Genomic DNA, 17,805 nt, shown 5'->3' on the forward strand with positions numbered 1-17,805 from the left:
ATGAGTCAACCCATTCCGGTTTCCATCGGCAGCAACCGCGCACATGGCGCGTCCTCTTCGCAGACAGTGAAGGGAGCATTCGCCGCCGCGCTGGCGACGATCATCCTCACCGCGCCGGTTCTCGGCCTGCAACTGACGCTCGACGGTTATCAGGTCGTGCTGCAGCAGCACTGGCGACCCGTCTGGATCGCGGCGGCGGTCGTATTCGTGTTCCAGCTCGTCAAGCCGCTATTCCAGCGCGCGACGAGCGGCGTGCGTCTGCCCGCGCTGCCTGTGCCCGGCGCGCGTGGCCAGCGCGTGGCGATCTGGGTGCTGCTCGCATTCGGCCTCGGCTTCGGCTTCGTCGGTTCGCGCGGCGCCGTGGACGTCGCGACGCTTGCGCTGATCTACGTGATTCTCGGCCTCGGCCTGAACATCGTCGTCGGCTTCGCGGGTCTGCTCGATCTCGGCTATGTCGGTTTTTACGCGGTCGGCGGCTATACGTATGCGCTGCTCAATCAGTATTTCGGCCTGACGTTCTGGGAGTGTCTGCCGATTGCTGCGCTCGCCTCGGCCACGTTTGGTTTCCTGCTCGGCTTTCCGGTGTTGCGTCTGCGCGGCGACTATCTCGCGATCGTCACGCTCGGTTTCGGCGAGATCATTCGTCTCCTGCTGAACAACCTCACGAGTATCACGGGCGGTCCCGACGGCATTTCGGGCATTCCGAAGCCGACCGTGTTTGGCTTCGAGATGGCGCGCCACGCGAGTGTGGATGGCGCAAAGACGTTCCATGAGCTCATGGGTTGGGAATACAGCGGCGATCACGTGGTGATCTTCCTCTACCTGCTCGCGCTCGTGCTGGTCGCATTCACGCTCTTCGTCACGAGCCGCCTCTTGCGCATGCCCATGGGCCGCGCGTGGGAAGCGCTGCGCGAGGACGAAATCGCCTGCCGCTCGCTCGGTCTGAATCCGACGCGCGTGAAGCTTTCCGCGTTCACGCTCGGTGCGTCGTTCGCGGGTCTCGCGGGTGCGTTCTTCGCGGCGCGACAGGGGCTCGTTACGCCCGAGTCGTTCACGTTCATCGAGTCGGCGCTGATTCTCGCCGTGGTGGTGCTGGGCGGCATGGGCTCGCAGCTGGGCGTCGTGCTCGCCGCGATCCTGCTGACCGTGCTGCCGGAAATCGCACGCGGCTTTGCCGAGTACCGGATGCTGATCTTCGGTCTCGTGATGGTGCTGATGATGATGTGGCGTCCGCAGGGCCTGCTGCCCGCGAGCCGTCCGCATGTGGAGTTGCCGCGATGAGCGCAGAACAGTTGTTGAAAGTATCGGGTCTGCAGATGCGCTTCGGCGGCCTGCTCGCCGTGGACGGCATCGAGTTCGATGTGCGCGCGAACGAAGTCTTCGCGATCATCGGCCCGAACGGCGCGGGCAAGACGACGGTGTTCAACTGCGTCGGCGGTTTCTACAAGCCGACCGCGGGCGATATCCGTCTGCAGGGTCACGCGATCACGGGGCTGCCGAGCCATCAGGTGGCGCGGCGCGGGCTCGTGCGCACGTTCCAGAACATTCGTCTCTTCAAGCAGTTGACGGTGCTGGAGAACCTGATGGTCGCCCAGCACCTCAAGGTCAACCGCAACATTCTGAGCGGCCTCTTCACGACGCCCGGGTATCGCCGTGCCGAGCGCGCAGCGCTGGAACGCGCGGCGCTGTGGCTCGACCGCGTGGGTCTCACGAGCGTCGCGAACCGTGAGGCGGGCACGCTTTCGTATGGCCATCAGCGGCGGCTCGAAATCGCCCGCTGCATGATCACCGAGCCGCGTCTTCTGATGCTCGACGAACCCGCCGCGGGTCTGAACCCGCAGGAGAAGATCGAGCTGCAGCAGATGGTGGACGGATTGCGAAACGAGTTTGGTATTTCCGTACTCCTGATCGAACACGACATGAGTCTTGTGATGGGTGTGTCCGACCGCATTCTCGTGATGGAGCACGGTAAGCCGATCATGATCGGTAAGCCTGACGAAGTGCGCAACGACCCGCGCGTGATCAAGGCGTATCTCGGAGAGGACTGATGCTGAAGCTGGAAAAGGTCCATACGCACTATGGCGCGGTAGAAGCGCTGTCGGGCGTGTCGATTGAAGTGAACAAGGGCGAGATCGTCACGCTGATCGGCAGCAACGGCGCCGGCAAGACCACGCTCATGATGACCGTGTGCGGTACGCCGCGCGCGTCGTCCGGGCGCGTGACATTCGAGGGCGAAGACATCACGCGCATGGCGACGCACGAAATCATGCGTCTCGGCATGGCGATTTCGCCCGAAGGCCGCCGCGTGTTCCCGAGCCTCACGGTGCTCGAAAACCTGCAGATGGGCGGTTTCTTCGCGTCGCAGCACGAGATCGAGGCGGGCCTTGAGCATGTGTTCAAGTTGTTTCCGCGCCTTAATCAGCGTGCGAGACAGCGGGCCGGCACGATGTCGGGCGGTGAGCAGCAAATGCTGGCGATTGGCCGCGCGCTCATGAGCCGTCCGCGTCTATTGCTGCTCGATGAGCCCACCCTCGGCCTCGCGCCGCTCGTGATCGCGCAGATCTTCGACATCATCCGCACGATCCGCGATGAGGGTGTGACGGTGTTTCTCGTCGAGCAGAATGCGAACAAGGCGCTGCACGTGGCCGATCGCGGCTATGTGCTGGAGACGGGACGCGTCGTGCTCGCCGACACCGCGGACAATCTGCTCGCAAACGACGACATCAAGCGCGCCTATCTCGGCGGCTAGTCCGGCTCACCGAAAACCCGCACGCCGTTCAAAAGCGGCATGCCTCCGCCCGCAAGATCGCCGTTCCCTGAACGGCGATCTTGCGGGCGGTTTCGTTTGCGATGGATCGAGTCGATCAGACCTGCGAGGTCCGTGGCTGCCGGCATGCAGCCAGCCATACCCGAATGGTCCGAGGACTGTGGTACAGGCGAACGCAGGACGACCCGGACCCACGGTTGCGGAAAATGCTGCGATGCGGGCTCTGGTGCTACCCGTGTGGCGCCAGAGCGATATTTGCATGCGGTTGAGCCGCTCAATGCGATGCAACATTTTCGTTTTCCATAAATTAATAAACAGCCGATAAATCCAACGTTTTGCTTTCTAAAGTTGCAAATCGCTTTTCGTTTTGAAACGATGGAAATCGACTACTGGACAAGCGGGCCGGACTCACGATAATGGAGCGTCCTGAAATCGGGTCGCGTGCCGAAAATGGCACGCCACGCACAACACGCGACACGCGACGCAGCCAGCCTGCCGGGCCATGCAAGAATCGCGGCGCGCATGAATGAGCCTTACCGGAGAGTTTTTGCATGTCTGAAGAGTACGAAGTGCACGGGCCGCACGATCACGCTGTGGAGCACGCCGCTGCCGGCCACGGCGGACACGGGGAGGGCGATCCGTTTGCCGGCCGCATGGCTGTGATCACTGCGATCCTCGCGTCGATCGGTGCGATCTTCGCCTACCAGAGCGGGACGAGCGAAAATCTCGCGCTCTATTACAAAAACGAGGCGGCGATCCGCAAGACCGAGGCTGCGAACCAGTGGGCTTACTACCAGGCCAAAGGCGAGAAAGAGAATCTTGCCGAACTCGGTGCAGCACTCTCGGCGAATGCGAGTGAAACGCAGCGCCGCTTCACCGCCGATGCCGAGCGCTATCGCCAGCAGAAGGAGCCGATCCGCGCGAAAGCCGAATCGATCGAAAAGGCCGTGGCGCTAGACGATGAACGCAGCGAAGCGCTCATGCACGGTCATCACCGCTGGGCGCAGGCCACGACGGCTATCCAGATCTCGATTGCGCTCACAGCGATCACACTGCTGACGCGCCGCCGCTGGCTGCTTTATGTATCGATGGGGATGGCGTCGGCGGGCGTGGTGCTCGGCGCTCTGGCGTTCTCGTCAATCTGAATCGCGCAGGGCCTGATATTCGCACGGGCAGGCCCGGGGGCCCCCTCACGTGATCGAGGCAAGCGACTCAACCGCCGCAGACGATGGCCGTCAACAGCAACGGTACGACGGTTTCGACCGTCGCATCGCTGTTGGCCTCGCGCAGCCGCAGCCGCACCGAATCCTCCGGGGCGGACACAATCACGCCGTAAAGCGGCGAATCGATTTCCTTCCCCGAGCCGCGGTGAAAGAGCGCGTCGTCGCGCTCGTAGCCAAGCACCATATAGATCGGGAAGCCGAACGCGCTGAGTTGGCCCTTCTGAACGGGCCGGAATGCGTTGACCGAATTGGACTCCACCCGGCTGGGTTTCGGATCGATCCATCGTTCGTTGATAAACGATGAAACGAACGCATGCGGACTCGACGTGCAATCGAACTGCTGGTCATGAGGTTCGGCATGCGCGAATGCCGGGACCAGCATTGCAGCGACGCCTGCCACAAGCGTGACGACGGGAGCTCTGTGCTTGCTCATGTCTGTGACAACCGAATCACCCGGAAAAACCATTCGACACCCGAACAGCATTCACGTTCAACCGACGCGGCACGTCCCTTGCGCAGCGTCTGTGTTTGCGTACATGTGGATTGCGGCATGCGGTCGCTGGGCCGCGCGACGCAGGCTGGCGCGGCCGGAGATGGCGTCAGAGCATGGACTTCGCCTGGGTGAGGATCTTGTCGCAGACCTCGCGCGTGGCGGCTTCCTTGAGCCCGCTGCCCGAGAGATCGATATGCGAGCCGTTGCCTGCAGTAAGAATGCCGTTGGTCCCCTGCTGGTAGCCGCTATCCGTAGTGTTTGCGCCGCCGGGCAACTTGCTGAGCAGTGAGTTCTGGACGCTGCTTGCAGAACCGGCGCTCAGAAAATTGTTCTTGATGCAGTAACTGAGCACGCCGGTGACATTGCCGAGACTGCTCGAAGTGACCGACGCCCCGGAGAGCGAACTGCTGAGGCCGCCGAGATTGCCGAGCGCATTTCCGGCTGTGCCGCTGTTACCGCCCTGATTCAGCAGATTGCCGAACTGGGCGTGCGCGACGCCAAAGGTCAGAAGCAGGCCAATGGCGAAAAGGGCGGCGGTGCGCGGTGTAGAAGTTTGCATACACGGACCTCCGAGGTGGGCAGGTACTTTTCTACTATAGATGCATTCGCTTTCGCTGCTTGCGAGGATGACCGCTGTATAAAGCGCGACTCAATGCGGCATGCAGTGCGGAATGCGAGGTGCAACCCAGTCAGACGGTGACGTAATGACCGTGTCATCGCCATGTCATTTGTTGCGGCAACAACGGAACCGGTGGATTTGATGGTTCGAAGCGGGTGTATTGCACCGCGCGAACAAGGCCACTTGCATACCGCAACCTTGCGGCGATGTATTGCGTTTCCGGAAGAAAGATCGCAGATTCAGGCGCAATCGCGCAAAATTCGCACCGTTCGATGCGCAACTTTGTTTCTAACCGTAACACTTATTTCGGTCCGCCTCAGTGACTGGTTTGAGGTGGTATCCTTCCTGCACAAATTCTCCCCTGCACGAGTGAGACCACGGTTCTTGCGTCAATTTCGTGACGTGCGCACCGCCCGAGTGCGGCGTCCGACGTAAATGAACCAGGTAGAAAAGCATATGGTGCAACCGGGTATTCCAACGCGGGCAGACACGATCCGCGCGTGAATACCCAGTCACGGCAGCCACGGTCCGGCTGTGTGGAGAACAACATGAATTTCGAAGAACTGAACGATGACGAGTGGATGTTGGTGTCGTCGCTCGTATCCGATGATCCGCCCATTCGACTCAATCGCCGTGGTCGCCCTCGCGCGGAGCCGAGGATCGTTGCCAATGCAGTGCTATGGATCCTGACCACTGGCGAATCGTGGTCGCGTTTGCCCGCGCGTTATCCATCCGGGCCCACATGTCGCCGCCGTTTCGACGACTGGCACGTGAGCGGCACGCTCATCGAGATCGTCAAACGGCTCACGCAGGTCGGGCGTAGTTTCGTCTATGTGCCCGAGCCGGTTGACCCGGCATCGGTTACTTCTTCCGCATCGTCGGTCAAGCAGGCCGCAGTGGTCGAAGAATCGGCGGACGACGACGGACAGCCTGCCGTTTACTGGAAGAGCCCGGAAACGTGGCAGGTGTCCGCAAGCGCTGGCGATGCACCGATTGCCGCCGATGCTATCGAGAGCATGACGCGTCAACTCGCGAGTCCGAGCGTGCCTGCTGTCACCCGGAAAGCGGTCTCCGCCTTGCCTGCGCGGGCGATAACGTCCACGGCTGTTCCAGTGCCTGCCGGTTCGCAAATGCCGCGCGACGAGAGTCCTTCGGCGGCGCGTAGCACGCTATGGACGAGCGATGGTATGCAGTCGGTGCAGATTGCGGAATGGCGTGGCTATGCGATCAACCTCACCGTGCAGCCGGTGCGCAATCGCATGTATCGCGCGTCGGTGGAGATCCTCAAAGACGGTCAGCGCGTGGAGCGTTCCGGTTTGATTGGTCCGCGATTCCAGGACCGCGACTCGGCGAAACAGTTCGCTTACGACTGGGCGCGTAAATGGATCGAGCACGAGTGCCGCGGTGTGTCTGCTACGCCATTGACGCAGGGCAGCCAGCGTCCGGCGGGCACGACAGTCACGCGCGCGCCCAACGCGGTCATTGCGCGACCTGCGCTTGCTAATGCCACTAGTGTGGCGACGAGTGCGCCCGGCAACGTGCGCCTTGCCCCGTTGCAGCGCTACACGGCCGCAAGCTCGCTGCGGCCGGGCAATGATAGCGATACCGTGAGCAGTCCCGCCGAACCGCAATACAGGCCTCATTCGAGGACGCACGCCGGTTGACGTGCGCCCTCATGGGGCGCGTCCCGCAGGCAGCAGATCCGCCGCCCGCGTTCATTGCCGCCCGTATTGATCGTCGAGGCGAACGATATCGTCCTCGCCGAGATACGAACCCGACTGCACTTCAATGATCTCGAGCGGCATCTTGCCGGGGTTTTCGAGCCGGTGAGCAACGCCGAGCGGAATGTAGGCCGATTCGTTTTCGGACACGATGAACCGTTCTTCGCCGCGCGTGACGAGCGCGGTGCCGCGCACGACGACCCAGTGTTCGGCGCGATGATGATGCATCTGTAGCGAAAGACGCGCGCCCGGCTCGACGACGATGCGCTTCACCTGGAAGCGTTCGCCGCCGTCGACGCAGTCGTAGTGTCCCCACGGACGATGCACGAGCCGATGCGTGAGGGCCTCACTGCCGCGCTGCTCGCGTATGCGCTGCACGACTTTCTTCACGTCCTGCGCGCGCGAGCGATCCGCGACGAGCACGGCGTCCGCCGTTTCCACGACGACAAGATCCTGCGTGCCGACGCAGGCAATCAGACGGCCGTCCGAGTGCACGAAGGTGTCGCTCGCGCCTTCGAGCATCACATGTCCCTGTGCGACGTTGCCGTTGTTGTCCTTCGGCGAGACCTGCCACACCGTGTCCCACGAACCGAGGTCCGTCCAGCCTGCGGCGAGCGGCACGACCACGCCGGCGGCCACGGATCGGTCGCCCGTGAGCGATTCCATGACCGCATAGTCGATCGAGTTCGATGGTGAGCGCATGAAGGCTTCACGGTCGACGCGGAAGAAGTCGCCGTCCTCGCTGCCGCTTTCGGTTGCGCTCAAGCATGCCTCGTAAATCGCGGGCTGGAAGTGGCGGATCGCCTTTAGCCATGTGGACGCGCGGACGATAAAAATGCCGCTGTTCCACCAATAGCGTTGCGACGCCACGTATTGTTTTGCGAGTTCGAAATAGGGCTTTTCGACGAAGCCGTTGAGGTGCCGCGCGCCGTTGGGCTCGTCGGCGGCAACGGGATCGCCGATATGGATGTAGCCATAGCCCACTTCCGGGCGCGCCGGCACGATGCCCATCGTCACGATCTGCCCCGCTGCAGCGTGGCGGACGCCTTCGGCCACGGCGGACTGGAACGCGTCGAGGTCTGTGAGCGCATGATCGGCCGGCATGACCACGAGTATGCCGTCCTGCTTTTCCGCTACGACCGAAAGCGCGGCGATGGTGAGCGCGGGCGCGGTGTCGCGGCCCGCTGGCTCGAGGATCAGGCGGGCGCGTTTGCCTTCGCGCCGGACCTGCTCGGCAGTCGTGAATCGATGCTCTTCATTGCACACGATCAGCAATTGATCGGCGAGCGTAATGCTGTCCGCAAGTGCGTCGAGGCGTCCTGTCGTTTCTGCGAGCAGCGACCGCTCGCCGACGAGGTTGATCATCTGCTTTGGGTACTGCTCGCGCGACAGGGGCCACAGCCGCGAACCCGCGCCGCCTGCCAGCACGACGGGGCAGACCTGCAGGGCGCTATGTAACCCGGTGCCCGTTGCCTCCGTGCGCGCCGATGCCGTGATGGAGCCCGTATCCGTCATATCGCTCTCCTGTGAATGGATTTCGGTTCAGCGATTTGTAGCATGCGTAAATTCGACAATAAAACGAAGGCAATTAAGAAACGTGAAAATATTATTTTTCTAATTCGACGGGGTGTTTTTATTAACTGGGTCGAACGATAAAAAATTGAAGAATAAAAAGTCACTGGAGCGCAAGGCGATGCGTGGCACGAACGCTGAACTGGTGCGAATCAGGAAGAAAGTGCCGGAAACGGCACTGCGGATCGGCTCCATCGGTATCCGGGATGGAAAAATCTGCCGAAAATATTCGATAAAAAACGCCTCGTTCCGCTCGATACATTTGGAGATATTTTTGTGTCTTGCGGGATGAATTTTTATCGCGCCTTATTAGGGTTAATTCGGATTCGACTTAACGGTGCCGACATGTGAGCGGCACCGGATTCCCCAATTGACGACGCTGCAACCACGACAAAGGTGCGTGGCCGCGATCTTTTTTTAACCCGAGGTGCCGGACATGCTTAGCGTTCTAGCCAGAATCATCGACATCGTCGCGATCGCTACGGGCGCGCTTGTCGCGGCCGCTCTGCACCACGGCGAGTTCGTTGCGCTCAGCGACGCAGAAAGTGTCGCGCTAGCCTTCAACTGCCTGCTCGCGATCTGGATGTTCCCCGCATTCGGCATCTATCAGTCGTGGCGGGGCAAGTCGCTCCAGAATCTGTTCGCACGCGTGTGCATCGCGTGGATCGCCGTGGAAGCCACGGGCGTTCTGCTCAGCTTCAGCGTGCATCGCGCGGATTTGCTGTCGCGGCTGTGGCTCGGCTGGTGGGCCGTCGCTTCGGTTGCCCTGCTGATCGTGTCGAAGGCGCTCGTCTATATGGTGCTCAAGGGCCTGCGCCGCGAAGGCTATAACCAGCGCGATGTGGCCGTGGCGGGCGGACATCGCTACGGACGCTTTCTGATCGAACAGATGCGCCACCACCCGGAAGCGGGATTCCGCCCCACGCTGCTGTTCGACGAGGACAACGACGCGCATGGCGAAACGACTGTGGACGGCGTGCCGGTGGAGCGCAATATCGAGGCCTTGATTGAGCGTGTGCGCGAGCACGGCATACGCGAGTTGTGGCTCGCATTGCCGATTTCCAAGGAGCGCACGATTCATCGCATCGTCACGGAATTGCGCAACGACTTCGTGAATATCCGTTTCATTCCGGACGTGCGCAGCCTTTCCCTTTTCAGTCAGCCGGTGGTGGACCTCCTCGGCGTGCCGGCGATGAATCTCGCTGCGTCGCCCATCACTGATTTGCGTGTATTGCCCAAACGCGTTTTCGACTGGCTCTTCGCTGCGTGCGTGCTTGCGTCGCTCGCCCCGCTTCTGGCCGCCATCGCCATCGCAGTGAAGTGCTCGTCGCCGGGGCCGGTCATGTTTCGCCAGCGGCGCAAGGGCCTCGACGGCAACGAATTCGAAATCTACAAGTTTCGCTCGATGAAGGTCCACGCCGAAACGGCGGGTCAGGTCACGCAGGCGCGCCGCAATGACCCACGGATTACGCGTGTGGGCGCATTTCTGCGCCGCACGAGTCTCGATGAGCTGCCGCAGTTCATCAACGTGCTCAAGGGTGAAATGTCGGTGGTGGGCCCGCGTCCGCATGCGCTCGAACACGACGACATCTACAAGAACCTCGTGCGCGGCTACATGCATCGCTATCGGATCAAACCCGGCATTACGGGCTGGGCGCAGGTCAACGGCTTTCGCGGCGAGACGGATCGCGTGGAGAAAATGCGCGACCGCGTCCGCTTCGATCTGCACTACATGCAGAACTGGAGCTTCACGCTTGATCTGAAGATCGTCGCGATGACGATGTGGAAAGGCTTCGCAGGACAAAACGCATTTTGAATCGCTCGGGCGCGCGGTGTGCTGCATGACGCGGCGCGGCTCGCGCGTGGCAACAGGTAATCACTATTGAGGTGGGCATGAATCTGACGATCATTGGCAGCGGTTATGTGGGTCTCGTAACGGGTGCGTGTCTTGCCGACATCGGCAACGACGTGTTTTGCCTCGATGTCGACGAGCGCAAGATCGACATGCTCAATCAAGGCGTCGTGCCGATTCACGAGCCGGGCCTGCAGGAAATCATCGAACGCAATCGCCGCGCACGACGCCTCACGTTTTCGACCGACGCGGCCGCCGCGGTCGCGCACGGTGACGTCCAGTTCATCGCCGTGGGCACGCCGCCCGACGAGGACGGTTCGGCCGATCTGCAATACGTGCTCGCAGCCGCGCGCAATATCGGCCGGCACATGAACGGATTCAAGGTGATCGTCGACAAGTCGACTGTGCCCGTGGGCACCGCAGCGCTCGTGCACGAGGCTATTGCGAGCGAGTTACGTAAGCGCGGGCAATCGCACATGTTCTCGGTCGTGTCGAATCCCGAGTTCCTGAAAGAGGGTGCAGCGGTGGAGGACTTCGCGCGGCCCGACCGCATCGTGCTGGGCTGCACCGACGACGTGCCCGGCGAGCGAGCGAAGGATCTGATGAAGCGCCTGTATGCGCCGTTCAACCGCAATCACGAGCGCACGCTGTATATGGACGTGCCGTCTGCCGAATTTACGAAGTACGCCGCGAACGCGATGCTCGCGACGCGCATCTCGTTCATGAACGAACTGGCGAATCTCGCCGACCGCGTAGGCGCCGACATCGAGTCAGTGCGCCGCGGCGTGGGCTCTGACCCGCGCATCGGTTACGACTTTCTATATGCGGGTTGTGGTTATGGCGGCTCGTGTTTCCCGAAGGACGTAAAGGCGCTGATGCGAACTGCAGAGGATTTTGGCGAGCCGCTGCAGATTCTGCGCGCCGTCGAGTCGGTCAACAACGCGCAGAAGCTCGTGCTCGCACAGAAGATCGTTTCGCGCTTCGGCTCGGATCTGAGCGGGCTTACGTTCGGTGTCTGGGGTCTGGCGTTCAAACCGAACACGGACGATATGCGCGAAGCGCCGAGCCGCACGCTGATCGCCGAACTGCTCGCGCGCGGCGCGAACGTGCGCGCCTACGATCCGGTCGCAACCGTCGAGGCACAGCGCGTGCTCGCGCTCGATCTGGCGAATGTGCCCGAGCAGCAGTCGCGTCTCACGTTCGTCGACGAGGCGATGGATGCAGCTGACAGCGCCGATGCCCTCGTTGTCGCGACGGACTGGAAAGTATTCAAGGCGCCAGATTTTGAAGCGCTGATCGAGCGGCTGAAGTCGCCGATCGTGTTCGACGGGCGCAATCTCTACGATCCGTCCGCGTTGCAGGAGATCGGTATCGAATACCACGCCGTGGGCCGCGCGAGTGCGACGCAGGCGAGCCACGCGCGTGCCGCGGCCGCCGTGCGCACGCAGGCCGTTGCATAAAACGCAGCGACTAGGGAAGAAAGGGTGCAGCCATGTTCAAGGACGTGCTGATTGTCTGTCACGCAAACGTCTGCCGCTCGCCGACGGCGGAGCAACTGTTTCGCGCCCGCCTGCGCGAACGTGCTCCGGCGCGCAAGAGCGCGTTTCATTCTGCGGGCCTGCGCGCACGCGAGGGCGCGGACATGGACCCGGTCATGCAGCGCCTGCTCGCAGAACGCGGCGTGGCCGTGGGCGAGCACCACGCACGGCGTCTCACGGGCAAGCTCGTGCGCAATGCCGACCTTGTGCTCGTTACGGAGCGCCAGCAGGTGTGGGCCGTCGAGCGTATGGAACCGAGCGCGCGCGGCAAGGTGTACGCGCTCGGCGAATGGGAGAACTCGGATGTTGCCGATCCGTACGGCCTCGATGAGGTTGCGTATCGCGACAGTATCGAGTTGATGGATCGTCTGGTGAAGGGATGGTTGAACCGAATATGTTGAGAACGAAACTGACTGCCGTACTGGCGCTGAGCGCCTTCATATCCGCGTGCTCGACCGCGCCCGGCAATTACCTCGACGCGTCGAGCCTGCACGAAGAGCCGTCGAACCAGCCGCAGCAGCAGTACACGGTGCATCTGATCGACGCGCAACTTGTGATGCAGCAGGCTGCGGCGAAGGACGCGGCGGCGCACCGGGCGTTGCCGCCATCGCGCTACGCCGGTGCGGCCAGCTACGTCTATCACATCGCGCCGCAGGACATTCTGGGCGTGACCGTTTTCGATCATCCGGAACTTTCGACGCCGCAGGGCTCGACGTTCTCGGCCGGTGGCACCACCACGCAGACGGTCGGTCAGGCACTGACGCAGCCCTACACGACCGCGTTACCCGGCGAGGCCGATCCCTACGGTCAGACCGTTGCCGCCGACGGGACGATCTACTTTCCGTTCGTCGGGCGCATTCACGCGGCAGGCAAGACGCCGGGCCAGTTGCGCGACCAGCTTGCGTCGGGTCTCGGGCCTTATGTGAAAAACCCGCAGGTCGATGTGCGCGTGCTCGCCTATCGCAGCCAGAAAGTGCAGGTCACCGGCGACGTGAAGACACCGGGCCCGCTCGCGATGAGCGACGTGCCGCTTACGCTCGTCGATGCGATCACGCGTTCGGGCGGCACGACCGATAACGCGGACATCGATCGCGTGCGTCTCACGCGCGACGGCAAGCTCTATGTGCTAGACGCGAATCGCCTGCTCGATGCAGGCGATGCGACCCAGAACGTCATGCTTCAGGACGGCGACATCATCAACGTGCCGGATCATCTGGATAGCAGAATATTCGTGCTGGGCGAAGTCAAGACGCCGACGCAGACGACTATGGTCCGCGGAAAGTACACGATTGCCGACGCGCTCACGCAGGCGGGGGGCATTCTCAACACCGATGCGAACCCGCGCCAGATCTTCGTGATGCGCGGCATGAAAGACAAGCCCACGCAGCCGGAGATTTACCGGCTCGATATGACGCAGCCGAACTCGATCGTGTTGTCGTCGCAATTCCAGCTCAAGCCGCTCGATGTCGTGTACGTCGGCACGGCAGCTTCCGCTACCTTCAACCGCTTGTTGCAGCAGGTGCTGCCGACCATCCAGACCGTTTTCTACCTGAAGCAGATCACACGCTGACGCGCGTATCGATCGATTCACGAGATTCACGAAAGGGAAAACAGTCAGGTGCAACACTCACTCAAGGGGAAAGAAACGTGAGCATGCAAATCACCCCGCAGGCGGCCCCGGCGGCCCGCACCGAAGAAGAGGACGTGGTCCTCGGCCAGTTGCTGCGCGTCATTCTCGACGACATCGGTTGGCTGATCGCCATCGCAGCGGCCGTTGTCGCCATTGCCGTGTTCTATTGCTACGTGGCGAAGCCGGTCTATACGGCCGATACGCAGGTTCGCGTCGAGCAGGCCGACTACACGTCGCAGGCGCTTACGCAGACGCAGACGGGCGCGTCGATCAATAGTGGGTCGTCGGCTTCACTGCCGACCGACGCCGAGATCGAAATGATCAAGAGCCGCAGCGTGGTCGAGCCGGTCGTCAAACAATACAAGCTGAATTTTTCGGTTGCGCCGGTCTCGATCCCGGTGCTCGGCAATCTGGCGAACCGGCTGGCTACGCCTGGCACACCCGCGAGGCCCTGGTTCGGGCTCGATACGTTCGCGTGGGGCGGAGAAGTCGCCGACGTCGATTCGGTCAACGTGGATCCTTCGCTCGAAGGCAAAAAACTCACGCTGACCGCGCTATCGAACGGACGCTATGCGCTCGATGGCCCGAACGGGGAGCGACTGCTTGAAGGCGTAGCCGGGCAGACCGCACAGGGTAACGGCGTGACCATCCTTGTCAACGAGCTGGTTGCGCGACCGGGTACGCGCTTTACCGTGATCCGCATGAATGACCTCGATGCGATCAGCGCGTTCCAGAACGCGATCCAGGTGCAGGAGCAGGGCAAGCAGACGGGCGTGATCGATATTTCGCTTTCGGACTCGGACGCCACACGTTCCGCCGAGATCGCGAACGCAATCGCACAGTCGTATATGCGCGTTCACGTAGCGACCAAGCAGGCCGACGCGAGCAAGATGCTCGACTTCCTGCGCAGCGAGCAACCACGCCTGAAGTCCGACCTCGAAAACGCCGAGGCCGCGCTGACCGCTTATCAGAGCAAGTCGGGATCGATCAACGCGAGCGACGAAGCGAAGATCTATCTCGAAGGCAGCGTGCAGTACGAGCAGCAGATTTCCGCGATGCAGTTGCAGATCGCTTCGCTGGAACAGCGTTTCGGCGACGCGCATCCGCTGCTCGTTGCTGCGCGCAGACAGCTCGCGGAGCTTCAAGGGGAACGGGCCAAATACGATACGAAATTCAGGGACCTGCCAGCAACCGAAGTGAAAGCGGTGCAGCTGCAGCGCGATGCCAAGGTGGCCGAAGACATTTACGTCCTGCTGCTCAATCGTATTCAGGAGCTTTCCGTTCAACGCGTAGGCACCGGCGGCAACGTACATATCGTCGACGCCGCAATGCGCCCCGGCAATCCGTCGAAGCCGAAGAAGCTGCTGATCATTTCGGCGGCGTCGCTGCTCGGCTTGATTCTCGGTACGGGTTTCGTGTTGATGCGCCGTAACCTCTTCAAGGGTATCGTCGACGCGGACCAGATCGAGCGTGCGTTCCATCTGCCGGTTTATGGGCTCGTGCCGTTGTCGTCGGAGCAAATGGCGCTGGAAAAACGCGCTCCGGTGCGTGGTGGCACCCGCATGCGCGAAGTGCTCGCAAACGCGTACCCGAAAGACCTCACTGTCGAGAGTCTGCGCAGCCTGCGCACGTCGCTGCAGTTCAGCGTAATGGATGCGCGTAATCGCGTGGTGATGATTACGGGTTCGGTGCCCGGCGTCGGAAAAAGCTTCCTCACGGTGAATCTGGCCATGCTGCTCGCGCACTCGGGCAAGCGTGTGCTGATGATCGACGGCGACATGCGGCGCGGTGCGCTCGAACGACACCTGGGCAGCAGGCAGGAAAACGGTTTTTCCGAACTGCTGTCGGGTCAGATCTCACTCGACGAAGCGATTCGCTCGACGGAAGTGGATAACCTGCACTTCATCTCGTGCGGGCGCCGTCCACCCAATCCATCCGAGCTGCTGATGTCGGCGCGTCTCGGTCAGTACCTTGAAGGGCTTTCAAAACGCTATGACGTGTTGCTCATCGATACGCCGCCTGTACTGGCCGTAACGGACGCCGCCATCATCGGCGGGCATGCAGGCTCGACGTTCCTCGTGCTGCGCTCAGGCATGCATTCGGAAGGCGAGATCACCGATACGCTCAAGCGGCTGCGCAATGCGGGCGTGCGCGTGCAGGGCGGCATTTTCAACGCGGTGCCGCAGCGGGCGCGCGGCAGCTACGCCTATGGCTACACGGCGGCGCAGGAATATCTGAGTGCCTGACTTATGGATCGATATCATTCAAGCGGAGCATGCACGATGAGAGTGACCGTGATCGTGCCGACGTATCGTCGTCCTGATGATCTTTCTCGATGCCTGTCCGCGCTGCTGTGCCAGGAGCGCACGCCGGAGCAGGTCGTCGTAGTGGCGCGCGCCGACGACATGGCCACGCACGCGTGCCTTGCGGACCACGTCACGCCACGCGTACTGAACGTGGATGTCGCATTGGTCGACGAGCCGGGACAGGTTGCCGCCCTCAATCGCGGACTCGAAGCCGCGACGGGTGACGTGATTGCGATCACCGACGACGACGCCGCTCCACGCAGCGACTGGGTCGCGCGGATTGCCGCCGCGTTCGAACGCGACCCCGAACTCGGCGCACTGGGCGGGCGCGACTGGGTCCACGAGGCGGGCCGCGTGCTCGACGGCGAGTGCGAAATGGTCGGGAAGGTTCAGCGTTCGGGCCGCATCGTCGGGAATCATCATCTCGGCGTGGGTGACGCGCGCGAAGTCGATCTGCTCAAGGGCGCGAATATGAGCTATCGCTGCGCGGCCATCGGCGATCTGCGCTTCGACCGGCGTTTGCGCGGCACCGGTGCCCAAACGCACAACGATATGGCCTTCAGCATGAGCGTGAAGCGCTCGGGCTGGAAACTGGTCTACGACCCGCTCGTCGCCGTCGATCACTATCCCGCGCCGCGCGCAGGCGATGACCCCCGCAATGCGCAGACGTTCACGTCGATGCGTAATGCGGCGTTCAATCTGCATCTGATCCTGCGCGGCCATCTTTCGCCGCTGCGTCGGGAGATCGCCTGGTGGTGGTACGCGCTGATCGGCACACGCGTCTATCCGGGGCTCCTGCACGCGGGGTTGAGCGCTTTCCGCGTGGGGCCGCCCCAGGCTGCGGTCGCGCGCTGGCGAGCGGTGCGAAATGGCGCACGCGAAGCGCGCCGGGCGTTGGCATAGACGACGCCCACGTTTTACACGGAGGACCCTGAATGAGCAGCACGCAAGTTCACGTTCATCTTTTTTACGGCGCCGATCCGCGCCGCTATCGCAAGGGTGAAAACATCGGCTGCCTGTATGGTTACCATCATGCTGAATCGGACGAATTCACGCTCGATTACTCGCGCGACCAGCACGAAATCGTTCCGATGCGGTTCGCGCGACGCGCGCTGAAGGCGATGCTCGGCTTCGATTTCATCCATACGTGGCGTAATCGCCGCGCAATCCTGCGCTCGGACGTGATCTGGACGCATACGGAACAGGAGCATCTGGCCGTGGCGCTCCTCTTGCTGATTAGTGCACGCAAGGGCGGCGAGCAGCCGCTTTTGCTTGCACAAAGCGTGTGGCTGCTGGATCGCTGGGCCGGTTACGGCGCACTGCGTCGCGCGCTTTATCGCAGGCTGATCGCGCGCGCCGACCTGCTCACGACGCTCGCAAGCGAGAACGCTGCGCTCTGCGAGCGCTATTTCGGCCGCGACGCACGCCGGGTGCTTTATGGCCTGAACACGGGAGATTTTCCGTTGTGTCCACCGGCACGCTGGCAGCCGCATGACCCGTTGCGTATCGCCGCCATCGGCAACGACCGTGACCGTGACTGGAATACGCTGGTCGCGGCATTGGGCCACGACGCGCGCTATCAGGTGCGTATCGCCACGCGCCGGCGCATGCCGGTCTCGGCGCGCGCACCGAATGTGGAAGTCGTACGCGTGTCCGGCATCAAGCAGCAGCACGCGCTCTATGAATGGGCCGATCTCGTCGTCGTGCCGTTGCGGCCTAACACGCACGCCTCCGGTATCACGGTGATGCTGGAGGCGGCAGCGCTCGGCAAGCCGATGGTCGTGACGAAGGTCGGTGCGCTCGACGATTACTTCGACGAAGCAGCCGTCTCCTGGATCGAGCCGTTCGATCCGCAGCAATTGCGCGACGCCGTGAGCAGGCTGGCTGCGAAACCGGCGCAGGCGCTCGATCAGGCGCGCGCAGCATGCGAGCAGTTGCGCGCGCGCGATTTGACGACGCAGCACTTCGCCGAGCAGCATGTGGAACTCACGCGCGAAATGCTTCTGCAGCGCGAGGCACAGTGTGCGCGTGCGGCGGCGGCAGGCGCGGCGGTAACGGCTCGCGAATTAGGGCGAGGGATGTGA

At 62.3% G+C, this 17,805-nt stretch carries 16 protein-coding genes; 13 read left to right on the forward strand and 3 right to left on the reverse strand.

Annotated features, from left to right (window positions below):
- The 4 genes from D1Y85_RS11545 (at position 1) to D1Y85_RS11560 (ending at position 3,912) form a co-directional block, all read left to right on the forward strand.
- The gene (locus D1Y85_RS11545) at positions 1–1,281 is read left to right on the forward strand and encodes a high-affinity branched-chain amino acid ABC transporter permease LivM (protein ID WP_124151185.1); all 1,281 of its coding nucleotides are present in this window, start codon (positions 1–3) and stop codon (positions 1,279–1,281) included.
- Complete coding sequence (livG, locus tag D1Y85_RS11550; protein ID WP_124151186.1) at positions 1,278–2,048, forward strand: high-affinity branched-chain amino acid ABC transporter ATP-binding protein LivG; 771 nt, start codon at positions 1,278–1,280, stop codon at positions 2,046–2,048. Before D1Y85_RS11545 ends, livG begins: the two co-directional genes overlap by 4 nt.
- Positions 2,048–2,749: an ABC transporter ATP-binding protein gene (locus D1Y85_RS11555; protein WP_124151187.1), complete on the forward strand. Its 702-nt coding sequence runs from the start codon at positions 2,048–2,050 to the stop codon at positions 2,747–2,749. Before livG ends, D1Y85_RS11555 begins: the two co-directional genes overlap by 1 nt.
- Positions 2,750–3,318: 569 nt before the next feature.
- A complete protein-coding gene (locus D1Y85_RS11560) occupies positions 3,319–3,912 on the forward strand; it encodes a DUF4337 domain-containing protein (RefSeq protein ID WP_124151188.1) in 594 nt (197 codons plus the stop codon).
- A 67-nt stretch (positions 3,913–3,979) separates the two neighbouring features.
- On the opposite strand, the gene D1Y85_RS11565 is transcribed toward D1Y85_RS11560, so the two are convergent.
- Together D1Y85_RS11565 and D1Y85_RS11570 are read right to left on the reverse strand one after the other, a co-directional pair.
- Entirely contained in the window at positions 3,980–4,423 is a 444-nt protein-coding gene (locus D1Y85_RS11565) for a hypothetical protein (RefSeq protein WP_124151189.1), read from the reverse strand.
- Positions 4,424–4,589: 166 nt separating this feature from the next.
- Positions 4,590–5,042, reverse strand: coding sequence for a DUF2501 domain-containing protein (locus D1Y85_RS11570; protein WP_124151190.1), 453 nt, complete (start codon positions 5,040–5,042; stop codon positions 4,590–4,592).
- A 608-nt stretch (positions 5,043–5,650) separates the two neighbouring features.
- Here D1Y85_RS11570 and D1Y85_RS11575 point away from each other — a divergent pair.
- Positions 5,651–6,766 carry a transposase gene (locus tag D1Y85_RS11575; RefSeq protein ID WP_246024881.1) on the forward strand — a complete coding sequence of 372 codons (1,116 nt, stop codon included), beginning with the start codon at positions 5,651–5,653 and terminating at the stop codon, positions 6,764–6,766.
- Between the two features lie 51 nt (positions 6,767–6,817).
- Here the strand turns inward: D1Y85_RS11575 and D1Y85_RS11580 are convergent, their stop codons facing one another.
- Positions 6,818–8,338, reverse strand: coding sequence for a mannose-1-phosphate guanylyltransferase/mannose-6-phosphate isomerase (locus D1Y85_RS11580; RefSeq protein WP_124151191.1), 1,521 nt, complete (start codon positions 8,336–8,338; stop codon positions 6,818–6,820).
- A 145-nt stretch (positions 8,339–8,483) separates the two neighbouring features.
- Here D1Y85_RS11580 and D1Y85_RS11585 point away from each other — a divergent pair, with 145 nt between their 5' ends.
- From D1Y85_RS11585 to D1Y85_RS11620, 8 genes are all read left to right on the forward strand, one after another.
- The gene (locus D1Y85_RS11585; protein WP_124151192.1) at positions 8,484–8,687 is read left to right on the forward strand and encodes a hypothetical protein; all 204 of its coding nucleotides are present in this window, start codon (positions 8,484–8,486) and stop codon (positions 8,685–8,687) included.
- A gap of 144 nt (positions 8,688–8,831) precedes the next feature.
- A complete protein-coding gene (locus D1Y85_RS11590; RefSeq protein WP_124151193.1) occupies positions 8,832–10,211 on the forward strand; it encodes an undecaprenyl-phosphate glucose phosphotransferase in 1,380 nt (459 codons plus the stop codon).
- Between the two features lie 77 nt (positions 10,212–10,288).
- Entirely contained in the window at positions 10,289–11,707 is a 1,419-nt protein-coding gene (locus D1Y85_RS11595) for a UDP-glucose dehydrogenase family protein (protein ID WP_124151194.1), read from the forward strand.
- 32 nt (positions 11,708–11,739) lie between these two features.
- Positions 11,740–12,186, forward strand: a complete 447-nt coding sequence (locus tag D1Y85_RS11600) for an arsenate reductase/protein-tyrosine-phosphatase family protein (protein WP_124151195.1) — start codon at positions 11,740–11,742, stop codon at positions 12,184–12,186.
- Positions 12,180–13,355: a polysaccharide biosynthesis/export family protein gene (locus tag D1Y85_RS11605; RefSeq protein ID WP_124151196.1), complete on the forward strand. Its 1,176-nt coding sequence runs from the start codon at positions 12,180–12,182 to the stop codon at positions 13,353–13,355. The genes D1Y85_RS11600 and D1Y85_RS11605 overlap by 7 nt, the downstream gene beginning before the upstream one ends.
- Positions 13,356–13,438: 83 nt before the next feature.
- On the forward strand, positions 13,439–15,661 hold the full coding sequence (locus tag D1Y85_RS11610; RefSeq protein WP_124151197.1) for a polysaccharide biosynthesis tyrosine autokinase: 2,223 nt from the start codon (positions 13,439–13,441) through the stop codon (positions 15,659–15,661).
- Positions 15,662–15,697: 36 nt separating this feature from the next.
- A complete protein-coding gene (locus tag D1Y85_RS11615; RefSeq protein WP_124151198.1) occupies positions 15,698–16,624 on the forward strand; it encodes a glycosyltransferase family 2 protein in 927 nt (308 codons plus the stop codon).
- Positions 16,625–16,656: 32 nt separating this feature from the next.
- The gene (locus D1Y85_RS11620) at positions 16,657–17,805 is read left to right on the forward strand and encodes a glycosyltransferase (protein ID WP_124151199.1); all 1,149 of its coding nucleotides are present in this window, start codon (positions 16,657–16,659) and stop codon (positions 17,803–17,805) included.

The sequence above is a fragment of the Paraburkholderia dinghuensis genome (assembly GCF_003837865.1).
GTDB lineage: Bacteria > Pseudomonadota > Gammaproteobacteria > Burkholderiales > Burkholderiaceae > Paraburkholderia > Paraburkholderia dinghuensis.